Source organism: Rossellomorea sp. NRS-1567 (assembly GCF_050467885.1).
Classification (GTDB): domain Bacteria; phylum Bacillota; class Bacilli; order Bacillales; family Bacillaceae_B; genus Rossellomorea; species Rossellomorea aquimaris_C.
Window position 1 is genome coordinate 128,539 of record NZ_JBITPL010000025.1, and the last position, 14,127, is coordinate 142,665.

15 protein-coding genes are annotated in these 14,127 nt (G+C 42.1%); 4 read left to right on the forward strand and 11 right to left on the reverse strand.

What is annotated here, in order from left to right; translation table 11 throughout:
* Positions 1-101: 101 nt before the first annotated feature.
* A complete protein-coding gene (locus tag ACIFOD_RS18760) occupies positions 102-404 on the reverse strand; it encodes a DUF3889 domain-containing protein (RefSeq protein ID WP_181778108.1) in 303 nt (100 codons plus the stop codon).
* 165 nt (positions 405-569) lie between these two features.
* On the opposite strand from ACIFOD_RS18760, the gene ACIFOD_RS18765 reads away from it, so the two are divergent.
* Positions 570-824 (forward strand): YhdB family protein, encoded by a 255-nt coding sequence (locus tag ACIFOD_RS18765; protein ID WP_397553219.1) that lies wholly within the window; start codon positions 570-572, stop codon positions 822-824.
* A gap of 132 nt (positions 825-956) precedes the next feature.
* Here ACIFOD_RS18765 and ACIFOD_RS18770 read toward each other — a convergent pair whose 3' ends face one another.
* From ACIFOD_RS18770 to ACIFOD_RS18795, 6 genes are all read right to left on the reverse strand, one after another.
* Positions 957-1,496 carry an NADPH-dependent FMN reductase gene (locus ACIFOD_RS18770; protein WP_397553218.1) on the reverse strand — a complete coding sequence of 180 codons (540 nt, stop codon included), beginning with the start codon at positions 1,494-1,496 and terminating at the stop codon, positions 957-959.
* Positions 1,497-1,517: 21 nt separating this feature from the next.
* Positions 1,518-2,153: a response regulator gene (locus ACIFOD_RS18775; protein WP_397553217.1), complete on the reverse strand. Its 636-nt coding sequence runs from the start codon at positions 2,151-2,153 to the stop codon at positions 1,518-1,520.
* Positions 2,154-2,165: 12 nt separating this feature from the next.
* Positions 2,166-3,281, reverse strand: coding sequence for a GAF domain-containing sensor histidine kinase (locus ACIFOD_RS18780; protein WP_430315858.1), 1,116 nt, complete (start codon positions 3,279-3,281; stop codon positions 2,166-2,168).
* A 189-nt stretch (positions 3,282-3,470) separates the two neighbouring features.
* A complete protein-coding gene (locus ACIFOD_RS18785) occupies positions 3,471-5,222 on the reverse strand; it encodes a phospho-sugar mutase (RefSeq protein ID WP_430315859.1) in 1,752 nt (583 codons plus the stop codon).
* 185 nt (positions 5,223-5,407) lie between these two features.
* A complete protein-coding gene (locus tag ACIFOD_RS18790; protein WP_397553214.1) occupies positions 5,408-6,949 on the reverse strand; it encodes a GNAT family N-acetyltransferase in 1,542 nt (513 codons plus the stop codon).
* Between the two features lie 386 nt (positions 6,950-7,335).
* Positions 7,336-9,009 (reverse strand): glycoside hydrolase family 13 protein, encoded by a 1,674-nt coding sequence (locus ACIFOD_RS18795; RefSeq protein WP_430315860.1) that lies wholly within the window; start codon positions 9,007-9,009, stop codon positions 7,336-7,338.
* Positions 9,010-9,175: 166 nt separating this feature from the next.
* On the opposite strand from ACIFOD_RS18795, the gene ACIFOD_RS18800 reads away from it, so the two are divergent.
* On the forward strand, positions 9,176-9,601 hold the full coding sequence (locus ACIFOD_RS18800; RefSeq protein ID WP_430315861.1) for a disulfide oxidoreductase: 426 nt from the start codon (positions 9,176-9,178) through the stop codon (positions 9,599-9,601).
* A 1-nt stretch (position 9,602) separates the two neighbouring features.
* Positions 9,603-10,076, forward strand: a complete 474-nt coding sequence (locus ACIFOD_RS18805; protein ID WP_430315862.1) for a thioredoxin family protein — start codon at positions 9,603-9,605, stop codon at positions 10,074-10,076.
* A 188-nt stretch (positions 10,077-10,264) separates the two neighbouring features.
* Here ACIFOD_RS18805 and ACIFOD_RS18810 read toward each other — a convergent pair whose 3' ends face one another.
* Entirely contained in the window at positions 10,265-10,660 is a 396-nt protein-coding gene (locus ACIFOD_RS18810; protein WP_430315863.1) for a YhcU family protein, read from the reverse strand.
* Positions 10,661-10,837: 177 nt separating this feature from the next.
* Between ACIFOD_RS18810 and ACIFOD_RS18815 the strand changes: the two genes are divergently transcribed.
* Positions 10,838-11,719: an RluA family pseudouridine synthase gene (locus tag ACIFOD_RS18815; protein ID WP_430315864.1), complete on the forward strand. Its 882-nt coding sequence runs from the start codon at positions 10,838-10,840 to the stop codon at positions 11,717-11,719.
* 52 nt (positions 11,720-11,771) lie between these two features.
* Here ACIFOD_RS18815 and wrbA read toward each other — a convergent pair whose 3' ends face one another.
* From wrbA to ACIFOD_RS18830, 3 genes are all read right to left on the reverse strand, one after another.
* Positions 11,772-12,386, reverse strand: a complete 615-nt coding sequence (gene wrbA, locus ACIFOD_RS18820; protein WP_113969462.1) for an NAD(P)H:quinone oxidoreductase — start codon at positions 12,384-12,386, stop codon at positions 11,772-11,774.
* Positions 12,387-12,577: 191 nt separating this feature from the next.
* A complete protein-coding gene (locus ACIFOD_RS18825) occupies positions 12,578-12,985 on the reverse strand; it encodes a DoxX family protein (RefSeq protein ID WP_397553208.1) in 408 nt (135 codons plus the stop codon).
* A 284-nt stretch (positions 12,986-13,269) separates the two neighbouring features.
* Positions 13,270-14,100 carry an aldo/keto reductase gene (locus tag ACIFOD_RS18830; RefSeq protein WP_430315865.1) on the reverse strand — a complete coding sequence of 277 codons (831 nt, stop codon included), beginning with the start codon at positions 14,098-14,100 and terminating at the stop codon, positions 13,270-13,272.
* Positions 14,101-14,127 lie beyond the last annotated feature (27 nt).

Genomic DNA, 14,127 nt, shown 5'->3' on the forward strand with positions numbered 1-14,127 from the left:
TATTTTATAATCAATACGGCGTAGCAGTTACATGATTTAGATATTACACGCACAATCCGAACAAAAAAAGCCTTCCTTTAAGAAGACTTTATCTGTTACACCTATTCCTGCACCGTAATGTTCAGTATTTTTTCATTATCAAGATCGTGTACGACGACTACAAGTACCTTCTTCTCTGCACTGTTCTCTTGAACGGTAAATTCAAATGAGTCGGCCACTTTGTTTTCCGTCATTTTCTTTCTACCCTGGTATTGATAATCCTTCACAGGCTGACCGGGGTAGTCCTCTTTAATGACGGCTGTGGCAATCCGGCCAAATTTTTGATAATCCGTTGGTTGAGCATTTGCATGATTTGAAAATAAAAGAAAAAATACGGTTGATGCGATTACTATTGCTTTCTTCATTATCATCACCTCTGTTTCGTTTCATTAATAGGATGAATTAAATTTACTGATTTATTCACCCAATAGTAGGAAAACAAGCATTTGCAACATAACCAACTTTTACAGAGAGATAAAAGCGGTTTTCTCCATACAATATGATTACCCCTTCAAAAGGAGGGAAACCAAGTGAACAAAGTCGATTACGATCGGGCCTTGTATTACACTCACCGATCAGAATGGGATAACCTGTTGATCCTCATGGTGAGAACGAAGGATGACCTTCTTTCGAAAAGAATTGAACACTTCTTACATGCGTATCATTTTTCTAATGATTACACGGTTGTAGAGCGTAGCCTATATACGCTATTACGATATATTGAACATGCAAACTTCACCTATAGTGTCGAGCAACCACTTGAGGAAACCTTTGCAGAGATGTAACAAAAGAGAATTCCACCTACGGCTGATCCAATTAGTATGCGCTATTGGATCAGCTTTTATTATTTTGGTATGTATAGAACCATTAAAATTGAATCCAATCAAAAAAAACCGGCACAATGCCGATTTCCTCGATTAAGACGAAATTTCACTTTTCACTAGCTCAGCCGCTTTCACATACACCTTCAGTTCCCTCATCAGATCATCGACTAATTTAGCAGGTTCTTCTAAGAGTCCGTCCCCTTCATAATCAAAGCAGTGTGGATCAAGGATGAGCTGCTTCGGAATGACGTTTGCATACACTCCACGGCCGACGATGCGAAGGTTGTTTAAGCAGTTGATCCCGCCTTTACCTCCACCCGCACATGCAAGAAGTGCCACTGGCTTGTGGGCAAATTGTTCGCTGCTCAGGAAATCGAGGGCATTTTTCAATGTCCCGCTCATACCGCTGTGATATTCAGGGGAAGCTAAAATGACGGCGTCTGCTTCCTTCACTTTTTGTTTAAGTGATTGAACGGTTTTAAGCTCTGATTGATCCTGCTCTCCGGTGTACAGTGGCAGTGATCCATCACTCAAGTCAATAAGATCACAATCATACGTCCGGGCAATGAATCGTGATGCAATTCCAGTACGCCCGCGTTTTCTTGGACTTCCGTTAATAATTACAATACTCATGGTATAAAAATCCTTTCCGGTTTAGTTTGATGTCAATTGATGTTTAACGGCATACAAAGCCGCTTGGGTTCGATCAGTTACTTCCAGCTTGGAAAAAATGTTTGAGATATGAGTCTTGACGGTTTTTTCCGTTATATAAAGGCTGGAAGCAATCTCTTTATTACTCTTCCCTTTCGTCAGCTCAATCAAAACATCCTTCTCCCGTTTAGTGAGCTCATGGATTTTGTGGGGTGGCTCTTTTCTGGAGATCCGGGTAAGTAAATGGTTGGTTGCCTTAGGATGAAGAGAATTTTCCCCGGACAAAAGCTTTCGGATGCTATTCACTAATTCATCGGGTTCAATATCTTTTAATTGGTACCCGGCTGCCCCTGCTTCTATGGCAGGAATCACGTGATTTTGATCAGAAAAGCTGGTAAGCATCAGAATTTGAATGGCGGGATGATTCTTCTTTATTTCCTTTGTTGCTTGAATTCCGTCCATGACCGGCATCATTAAATCCATCAAGATGATATCCGGTTCAAGTGTTTCAGCTAACCGGACGGCTTCTGCCCCATCCTTCGCTTCTCCCACGATATCCAGGTCCTTTTGTGTTTTTAAAAAGAAGACAAGACCTCTTCGTACGACGTGATGGTCATCGGCTATTAACACTCTGATCATGCATGGCACCTCCTAATACGGTATTTGAACGACAATCGTCGTTCCTTTCCCAAGTCCACTATCTATCGTTAGTTCCCCGCCAATGCTTTTCACACGCTCTCTCATACCTTGGATCCCCACTGACGGCAGGGACTGTTTCCTGTCATATTGAAATCCGTATCCTCTATCTTCAATCGTTAATCGAATCGATTGAGCTTCACTTTTTAATGAATAGAATATGTTCTTTTCACCCGAATGTTTTTTACAATTATTCAATGCTTCCTGACTGACACGCCACAATACTTCTTCAATTTTAGAGCTTAGGCATAGGACTCCCTCTACTTTCAATTCAAGGGTTAAACCGAGCATGTCTGCGTATCCTTTAGCCGCTTCCACCACTCCGTTTTCCAAACCATGGGGTCTTAATTGCCAAATGAGGGCACGCATTTCTGATAGCGCTTCCTGGGCAAGACTTTGTATGGTCTTGAAGGTGTCCTTTACTTCCTCTTCCCTGGTCATCTCAGCTCCGCCTCTTGCCGTTAACGTAAGGGAAAACAATAGTTGGTTCACAGAGTCATGAAGATCTCTTGCCAATCGGTTCCTTTCGCCAATAAGAGCGACTTCCTGCTCCTTCTTAGTCAGCATAATTCGCTTAATGGCCGAACCGATTTGAAAGGCAACCGATTCCAGAAGAGCCAGTTCATCTGTAGAAAAGTGGGTCTTATTCGGAGCTGCTACATTCAGTAACCCAAAGGATTCATTCCCGGACTGAAGAGGGACTGTTGCATGATACGTTATTTCATCCGTATCTCCTCTGTTTTCTTCGATGGCCTGCTCGATCCGCTGACATTCGATGATATTGGATGCTTTCGTCAGCTTTCCATTTCGAAAGCGATTGACACACCAGCAGCCGCCCACTTTCATCAGTTCACATTTCCGGTCAGATAGTGACTTTGGGAGATTCTCATAGGAGACAAGCTCGTGACTTCCTTCCTTTTCAATAAAGAAAATCCATCCCGTCGTGAAGCTTGTTCCTCTGATCAACTTCTTCACTGCCCCTGAAAGCATGGAAGAAAGCTCTGTTTCATTGTTCAGCAATTCGGCTATCTCTTTTAAAAGCCCGATATTTGAAAGGGATTCTTGATTCATCTTCATCGTCCTCTCCGATCCTTCACTACTATTATATAGATTTTACACAAAACCGGTATTCTCAAAAAGAATGAAACGTTCTACGACCTTTGACTGAAAACATATGTTCCACTCCCAAACAAAAAAACAAGAGATGCACCAACACATCTCTTGTTTCGTATTAGACAATACATTGCTGCAGTAAAGCCTTTAAGCCTCTCCTACAGATGAACTTACCATCGTTTCCACTTTCGCCATGATGGCTTCTTGCAGAGCATGTAATTTATTATCGCTATCGCACTGCGTCTCACCAATCACGCTGAAGTAGAACTTGATTTTCGGCTCGGTTCCAGATGGGCGCAAGCAAATCCAGGATCCGTCTTCAAGGTAGTATTTTAAAACGTTGGAAGATGGAAGGTGAATGGATGTTTCTTCACCTGATTGTAAATCGACTTTCTTACTTACTTTATAATCTTCCGATGAAACGACCTGCATACCTGCCACTTCTTTCAAAGGCTCGTTTCTGAAGTCCTTCAGAATCCCCTGAATTTGTTCAGCGCCCTCTTTTCCTTTAAGAGTTAAACTCTTTAATCCCTCTTGATAGAAGCCATGCTTTTCAAATAAATCATTCAGTACATTATATAGGGTTTTGCCTTGCTTCTTATAGAAAGCTGCTGCTTCTGCTGCCATCAGCACGGCTTGAATGGCATCTTTATCCCGGGCGAAGTCGCCGATTAAGTACCCATAGCTTTCTTCGTAACCAAATAAGAATGAGTATTCGCCTGTTTCTTCATACTTCTTGATTTTTTCACCGATAAATTTGAAGCCTGTCAGTACATCTTCCACTGAAGCTCCGTAATGTTCTGCTACTTTACGGCCTAATTCGGATGTAACGATGGTTTTGAATACTCGTCCATTTTCAGGAATCATATTCTTTTCCTGTTTACGTGCCAGAATATAATCCAGCAGAATCGCACCTGTCTGGTTTCCTGTGAGAAGGATATACTCTCCTGATTCACCTTTAACGGCTACACCTAATCGGTCTGCATCTGGATCTGTCGCAATCAGGATATCTGCGTCGATTTCCTTCCCGTCACGGATGGCATATTCAAAGGCTGCTTTATCTTCCGGGTTCGGGGATTTCACAGTCGTAAACTGAGGATCTGGAATGGCCTGTTCCTTCACAATGTGAACAGACTCATATCCTAAAGCTTTCAGACCCTTTTCAGCCATCTTTAAGGCTGTTCCATGTAATGGAGAAAATACGATTTTCAGGTCGACTTCCTTGGCGATTTGCGGTTTTTCAGAAATCGAAATCAGATGTTCCAGGTAAGATTGATCGATCTCTTCGCCAATCATTTTAATCAGGCCGGATGATTTCAATTCTTCTTCTGATTTCACTTCAATTTCCAGCTCATTTTCCACTTCATTCACTTTATCGATAACGGCATCGGCTACATGTGGAGGCAGTTGAGCTCCATCTTCACCGTATACTTTGTACCCATTATATTCAGGGGGATTATGGCTTGCCGTGACCACGATTCCAGAGAATGCCTTTAATTGTCTAAGGGCAAATGAAAGCTCCGGAGTTGGTTTCAGTTCGTCGAACACATATGTTTGAATACCATGTGTAGCCAATGTCTTAGCTGATTCCATGGCAAATTCAGGAGATTTATAACGGGAATCGTAAGCGATTACAACTCCGCGCTTTTTAGCCTCTTCACCTTGTTCTTCTATGTATCGTGCTAATCCTTCAGAGGCCTTTCTAACTGTATAAATGTTCATTCGGTTGGTTCCGGGACCAATTTCTCCCCTCATTCCACCAGTACCGAATTCCAGGTTTTTGTAGAATGCGTCTTCTAAGGTTTTCTCGTCGTCTTTCAATGCTCCTAAAAGCTCGTTGATCTCTTCATCCAGATGCAAGTAGTCGCTCCATTTTTCCCAAGATGTTTTCCAACTCAAAACGATCCCCTCCTAATGCTGTATAATAATAAATTCTATCACATATTGTAGAAATCCTGCTAAAACAATCCGTCACATGTCGACAAGATTCGTTCAGACCTTATTTTAGCATAATTTTTCTAAAAAGCATTTGTCTTTTTCCTCAAAAAAGCCTCGCTGAACACTTCAGCGAGGCTTTTACTTTATTACTTCTTATAGTTCACTCCATACACATCATGGCGGCGATCTTTCAGCTGGCGGACCGTACCCGATTGACGCTGGCGTCGCAGCACTTCGAGATCGACGTCTCCGATCATGACCATTTCAATGTTCGGATTCGTCTCTCCGACAATTCCATCACGGGCAAACTCAAAGTCGGACGGAGCAAAAATACCTGATTGAGCGTATTGAATGTCCATGTTTTCTGTCTGTGGAAGATTACCGACTGTACCGGAAATGACCGTATAAATCTGGTTCTCCACAGCACGGGCCTGTGCACAGTATCTGACACGGAGATACCCTTGACGATCTTCTGTACAGAATGGAGTAAAGATGATCTTCGCCCCTTTGTCAGTTGCGATACGGGCAAGCTCAGGGAATTCGATATCATAGCAGATTTGAATCGCGATCTTCCCGCAATCCGTATCGAATACCCTTACGGAATCTCCCGGACTGATTCCCCACCATTTTCGTTCATTTGGTGTGATATGAACCTTGTACTGTTTCTCGATCGTTCCATCACGACGGAACAGGTAGGCGATGTTGTAGATTTCATCGTCTTCTTCCTTGACGAAGTGAGAACCCCCAATGATATTCACGTTGTAACGAACCGCAAGATCCGTGAATAATTCAATATAGTCCTCAGTGAAATCTGTCAACCTTCTTACAGCAAGGCTCGGTGACTGGATGTTCAAGAATGACATGAGCTGTGTGGTGAAGATTTCAGGGAACACGACGAAATCAGATTTTGCATCTGATGCTACATCTGTGAAGTATTCAACCTGGTTCGCGAACTCTTCGAAGGAATTGATTTTACGCATCATGTATTGAACAACACAGATTCGGACCGGATAACTTGTTTTGAAATGCCTCTTGCTGGACGGACGGTAATCGACGTTATTCCATTCCATTAGTGTGGCGTACTTATGGGACCGCTTGTCGTCAGGCAAATAATTAGGGTTGATCCGCATCAGGGTGAAGCCATTCAGAAGCTGGAATGAAAGCACGGGATCATAGATCTTATGACGCCCCACTGAATCCACGTACTCTCTTGGTGACATTTCTTCAGAGTACTTGTGATAATTCGGGATGCGTCCCCCAATGATGATACTCTTTAGATTCCACTGCCTTGCAAGGTCCTTTCTTGCTTCATACAAACGGTGACCTACCTTCATGCGTCGGTAATCCGGATGAACCATCACTTCGATTCCATAAAGGTTATAGCCATCGGGATTGTGATTCGTTATGTAACCATTATCCGTTACATCATCCCAAGTGTGGCGGTCGTCATACTCGTCAAAATTAATGATCAGGCTTGAGCATGATGCGATAATTTCCCCTTCTAATTCGGCGACAAGCTGACCTTCCGGAAACACGTCCAAATGACTTTCCAGGTGCTCAACTTTCCAGGGGTCCATCCCTGGAAAGCAGACAGACTGCATGTTGATGATATCTTGAATGTCCTTATGTTCCATTGGACGAATGATCATTTTCTTTTCGAACTGTGATAAGTCTAGTTTTTCTGCCATCTATGATCTACTCCTTCATAAAATACCTGAATTATATACCCTTATAGTGCACTGTTGAAACGAAGTTCATGACAGTCCATCCCTTTTATTTTAGCAAAGGGGGGTGTATGAATTGAAGAAATTTGATTTGGCCTTAATTATTCTTAAGTTAGCCAGTAGTGGTTGATTTCCGCTACAGGTGCTCGCTTTCCGCGGGGCGTGAGTTGAGCCTCCTCGGGCTTTGCCCTGCGGGGTCTCAACTTTCCCGTTATTCCCGCAGGAGTCGAGCACCTTCCGCTCCAATCAACTTGGTTATTATTTATTTCATAGATCTTTAACACCAAACAAACATTACAAAAAGTGTCCTTAAAAATAGAAGCACCCGATCATATGGGTGCTTCCTTCCGTTACCCTTTAAAATAGTAAGCCGTTGCTTCCCAAGCGTTTAAAGTAAACTCATCTTTTTCATGCTTTTCTTCGTTTGTTATGAGGATTTCAGCCTGATTGATATCAAAAGAAGCGACGTTATCAATGACTTGTTTTTCTCCGGATACATTGCAAAGAACCAGGATCTTCTCGTTTCCATAGGCTCTCGTATAGGCATATACGGAGGGATGATCTGCATAGTGAAGCTCGAAGGATCCGTATGGGATAATTTCATGCTCTTTACGAAGAGCGATCAGTTTTTGGTAGTAGTAAAAAATGGACTCGGAATCATTCAATGCTTTTTCTGCGTTTATTTCTTTGTAGTTGGGGTTAATGGCGATCCATGGATTTCCTTCTGTGAACCCGCCATGGTCCCCGCTGTTCCATTGCATAGGGGTTCTTGCATTGTCTCTTCCCTTTACATATATGGACTTCATGATTACTTCCGGATCCATGCCTTTTGCTACTTTTTCACGGTACATGTTGAGGGTTTCAATATCCTTGTACTCTTCAATGGAAGAGAATCGGACATTCGTCATTCCGATTTCTTCCCCTTGATAAATGTAAGGCGTCCCCTGCATCAAATGAAGAAGTGTTGCCAGCATTTTCGCAGATTTCTCGCGGTACTCTCCATCGTCACCAAGTCGTGACACAATCCTTGGCTGATCGTGGTTGTTCCAGTACAAACTGTTCCAGCCCTTCCCGTGAAGTTCTGTCTGCCACTTCGTTAAAATGGTTTTCAATTTTACAAGGTCGAAAGGAATGACGTCCCATTTCCCTCCTGGACCCGAGTCCACATCCATATGCTCAAACTGAAATACCATATTCACTTCATTGCGGTCTTCACCTGTGTAAAGGACGGCTTCATCCGGTGTCACACCAGGCATTTCACCAACCGTCATCGCATCATAATGAGAGAGAACCTCTTGATTCATTTCCTGGAGAAATTCATGAATACGGGGACCGTTCATAAAGTACTCATGACCGGAAGCATACGTTTTGCCTTCTGGACTCGGCGCATCTGGAAATGTTGGCACTTTTGAAATGAAGTTGATGACGTCCATACGGAAACCATCGATCCCTTTATCCAGCCAGAATTTCATCATGTCATAGATTTCCTGGCGCAGCTTCGGATTCTCCCAGTTTAGATCCGGCTGTTTTTTTGAGAAAAGATGCAGGAAATATTCCTCTGTCGTTTCATCATATTCCCAAGCAGAACCGCTAAATACAGACTCCCAGTTATTCGGCTCTTTTCCCTCTGTTCCTTCACGCCAAATATAATAATCACGATATGGATTGTCCTTTGATTTCCTTGATTCCACAAACCAGCCGTGCTCATCGGAAGAGTGATTCACCACGAGATCCATCACAAGCTTCATATCACGCTGATGCATTTCCTCAAGCATTTCTTCCCAATCATCCATCGTGCCGAACTCGTCCATAATCTTTTTATAATTGCTTATATCATAACCATTATCATCATTCGGAGATTCATACACAGGAGATAACCAGACAACATCAATGCCCAGTTTTTTCAGATAATCCAATTTTGAAATAATTCCTCTGATATCCCCGACGCCGTCCCCGTTTGAATCCATGAAGCTGCGAGGGTAAATTTGATAGACGACCGATTCTTTCCACCATTGTTTCGTCATATGTGTTTTCCTCCTGTTAGATCGATTCAAAGATTAGAACGCTCTCTGCAAGCGTTTGCACAAATCGTTAAAAAAATATCATATTTCTTCATAAAGATTTCTCATTTTACATTTATAATAATAACATACTATAATTTGATAGAATATACGTAGAAAGGAATTCTATATGAATAAAAAAGCAGATTCTCTGTTATTCCTGGCATGGGCTTCCTCTCTTGTGGCATCTCTTGGGAGTTTATATTTCTCTGAGATCATGAAATATGAGCCATGTGAATTATGCTGGTATCAGCGTATCTTAATGTATCCGATGGTCATTCTATTAGGAGTGGCTTATGTCCGCAAAGATTTTCAAGCGGCATTATATTCTACTATTTTATCCGGAATCGGCATTCTCGTTTCCTTATATCACTACTCTCTTCAAAAAGTATCATTCCTATCAGAGAGTGCACCTGCCTGCGGACGTGTCCCGTGTACGGGCGAATACATCAACATGTTCGGCTTTATCACCATCCCATTCCTGGCATTGACCGGTTTCATCATCATCTTTATCGCAAGTGTATTGGTACTAAAAGCATTAAAGGAGGACAAATAGATTGAAGAAAATCATTATATTTCTAGTAGCGATCGTCGCATTATTTGCTGCCATCGCTCTCATCACAAGCATGCAAAACAGTCAAAAGGCAGAAGGAAATAAGTTTAAAAAAGCGAATCTTAACCCCGCCACCGTCGAACTACTGGACGATCCCAACTATCAGAAAGTGATCCTGCCAGAGGAATTGGAAGAGAAATTAAAGAATAACGAAGATGTCACTGTGTATTTCTACAGCTCATCGTGTATTCATTGTAAAAGGACTACTCCTGTACTTGCTCCACTTGCCGAAGACATGGAAGTCGATATGGTTCAGTACAATCTACTTGAATTTGAACAAGGATGGGATCAATACCGAATTGAATCCACTCCAACACTGGTACATTACGAAGATGGAAAAGAAGTGGCGAGAATCGTAGGAGAACAGCCTGAAGAAGAATTCAAGAAGTTTTTTGAAGAGAACGTTACGAAAGAATAATCAAGCAAAAAAAGAGGGGCTGACTTTTCCACGAGTCAGCCCCTTTCAAGTGAGGAGGAATTTCAAGATGAAGACACTTGAGTATCTTCAGGATTAACTTATTACAAGCTATTTTCCCCTCACTGGAATCTTCTAAACATTTTTATACGAATTTTCTAAAGTATCAAACTTTTCCCGCCGTGATTTTTCTAAACGAGCAGCTGGTTATCCGCTCTCGAATAAATACTTAAGCTATGTTTACAATCCGATTCTCCACTGAATTGATCATAGGACAGCGGGAAAAACATACCAAAGCCCTGAAGAATCTCAGCATTGTGGTAAAACATTTCTTCATATACATCTTCTTTTGATCCACTCTCGACAATGGAAATCAAAGTTTGTAAGCTTGAAATCACCTGAAACGCTTCTTTGAGGGTTCCGAAGTATTCAAAGTTTCTCGTCGTCGTATGTAATACTTGCATATCATCAAATTGCTCAATTTCATCATCTGTGAAATAATCAGGGAAAATAGTGCAATACATGTACTGTATGAGCTCTTGAATTTTGTCTTCCTGTTCATGTGTTGATGCTAGTAAAACTTTCACCGTCATAACCCACCTTTGTAATGGTTGTAATCTCTCTGTAATAGATATATTAAGGATAACATAGAAGTAGAACCCACTGCGTGGTAATTATACCCATGATTTGGGTTGAATAGGTGTTAAATTAGGTTTAAATACCCACACATGTATAAGATTTTTGTCATTTGAAGGAGTTTTTTGATGAAAACACAGAAAAAAGGAGAACTATTTGAACTAGTCATCCCAGATAAATGGAAAAATGTAACGATTGAAACAATTCTTAGAAATCACTGGCAAGCACCTAAGAAACTGATTCATTCCTTGAGGATGGCGGGTGATATTAAAGTGAACGGGGAATCGATTTCCTGGACCCAGCCCCTTTCTCCGGGAGATACGCTTCAGCTTCATTTGTTTAAAGAAGTAGAATACGATGTCCCCCCGACCTACGGAGAGATCGATGTGTTATTTGAGGATGACCATCTGATTGTCATCAACAAACCTGCGGGAATTGATACTCACCCAAACCATCAGGAGACAGATTCCCTTGCAAATCTGGTGGCCTTTCACTATCAAGCCCGGGGAGAAAGCTGCCGCGTCCTGCACATTCATCGTTTGGATCATGATACATCGGGAGCGATCATCTTCGCCAAGCACCCGTTAAGTAAAGCGATTCTTGACCGCCTTCTCACTGAGAGGCAGATCAAGCGTACATACCGCGCTCTCGTTCATGGTCGATTGAAGCAGAAAAAAGGCACCATCTCTGAACCGATCGGCAGGGACCGCCATCACAATACTAGAAGAAGAGTTTCACCTTCTGGTCAGGATGCAGTCACCCACTACAAGGTGCTGGAGTATAAAAATCCTTATACATTAGTGGAGGTCCAGCTTGATACGGGACGTACCCACCAGATTCGCGTCCATATGAGTCACATCGGTCATCCTTTGGTCGGAGACATATTATATGGAGGAAAGCCGATTTTCAAAAGGCAAGCGTTGCATGCTGCACGGATTTCATTTCCTCATCCCCTGACCGGCGAATGGATTGAGTGTGAGGCTGATTGTGCCGATGATGTTGGGCTGTAAGAACAAAAAAAAAACGAGCCGCTCTCGAGCGACTCGTTTTGTTATATGTTCATTATTTCAATCCGTTTTTCACCGCTTCAGCGATTTGGATCGTACGGCGAGTTTGGTGTTTCACTGCAGGCTCTACGGATTCAACCATATTGCCCTCTTGATCGACCGTTACACTCGTTCCGTATGGGTTTCCTCCTGTAGTAAAGCTTGATTGGTCTGTATATCCAGGAGCTGCGATGATTGCACCCCAGTGCATCATAGTTGTGTATAGAGCCAGTACCGTCTGCTCCTGTCCACCGTGTGAGTTGCTTGCAGATGAAGTGGCACTTACTACTTTATTTGCAAGTTTTCCGTTGAACCAAAGACCTCCAGTAGTATCCAGGAAGGCTTTGACTTGAGAAGGAACGTTTCCGAATCGTGTTGGAACATTGAAAAGGTAAGCGTCTGCCCATTCAAGATCGTCAAGTGTCGCAACAGGTACGATATCTTTTGTTTCATTATAGTGCTTTTCCCATGCTGGATTAGAAGCGATCGCTCCTTCAGGGGCCGTTTCTTCAAAACGAAGTACCTTCACTTCAGCGCCTGCTTCTTTCGCAGCCTCTTCTGCCCATTTTGCCATTTGATAATTTGTTCCCGTTGAACTGTAGTACATGATTGCTAATTTTACGTTAGACATAATCAAAATCTCTCCTTTAAATATGGTTTATATAGTTAAAAAGTGAAACACCGAATCAGACTGCAGGTAAATCAATCAACATTCACCTGCATTATTCATTTGCTGACTAATGAAAAGTAGTGATGTTGGATTGCATGCCGATTCTCTATGTTGGATTTCCACATCAGATAATTTCTATTGAAAAAACTTAACTAAAATAAAAGTGCGTCTATAGAAAAAGATCCTGCCCCTACCAGTGCTACTCCAAGAGCAACAACAATAAGCATCACATTATATTCTGTCCCATTTTGTGTTACCCAATAACCATTTGGTCCGTGAACTTTCACGATCGCTACAATCATCGTTCCAATGATAAGTAACGCTGCTAATGGCGTCAGGAAACCTGCTGCGAATAGTAATCCCCCTGCAACTTCAGAAAGTCCTGCAAATAATGCCATCGTTTTTCCCGGCTTGATTCCAATGGACTCAAAGAAACCACCTGTTCCTTGTAGTCCATGACCACCAAACCAGCCAAATAATTTTTGTGCTCCGTGAGCAGCGAATGTTAGCCCCACTACTAAACGAATGACCAATAAACCGAACGCAGCTAATGCTGTCACCTTACTTCCTCCTTAATGTTTTCCCATCGAGATATAGCTTCAAACATTTCAAATTCAATTATTCTCAAACCATTTATCTTGAATTTGAGATATATGCGTAAAAAAATGAGTACATGTTATCTCGAATGCATTTATTTTGATTTCGAGATAATTGTATAATACTCTTCTCGTCCCTGTCAATAACTATTTTACAACTTTTTAATAAAGAGTACCTGAAAGCAGGAGGGCAAAAATAAGAGGTCCGTCCCTCATTTGGAGGGACGGACCTCTTATTTATATATCGATCAGAAATCGAAGTTGTCCGGATCTGGCCCGAAGCGTTCGTCGAGATTCAATCCGTTGATTTGGTTCATTTCTTCCAGTGATAGTTCGAAGTTGAATAGGTCTGCATTTTCTTTGATGCGTCTTTCATGCACGGATTTAGGAATGATGATGACATCATTCTGAAGGTGCCAGCGCAGAATCACTTGAGCAGCGGATTTTTCATGCTTTTCAGCAATGTGATTCAGTGTTGGTTCATCCAGTACACGCCCTTGAGCAATTGGTGACCATGCTTCCACGGCAATATTTTGTGATGCACAGAATTCTCTTATTTTTTCCTGATTCAGACGAGGGTGTAATTCGATTTGGTTTAATACAGGCTTTTCATTGCTGTTCTTCATCAAATCTTCAAGGTGATGCTGATGGAAGTTACTTACACCGATTGATTTCACTAAGCCTTCGCTATGCAGCCTTTCGAGTGCCTTCCATGTATCATTGTACTTTCCTTCTACCGGCCAGTGAATTAAATATAGATCCAGGTAGTCCATATCAAGCTTTTTCAGGCTGGTTTCGAATGCTTTCAATGTCGTATCGTAGCCTTGATCACCATTCCATACTTTCGATGTAATAAACAGTTCCTCTCTCGCTACTCCACCTTCTTTCACACCTTGACCTACACTTTCTTCATTGTCGTAGATCGCCGCTGTATCGATGGAACGGTACCCTGACTCAATCGCTGTTCGAACGGCCTGTACCGTTTCAGACGGATCTTTCATTTGGTAAACTCCTAAACCGACATAAGGAATTTCGATTCCGTTATGTAGTGTCTTCGTGCTCTGTAAGTTTTTTAACATATTGCATCCCTCCTGATTTCCTATTTT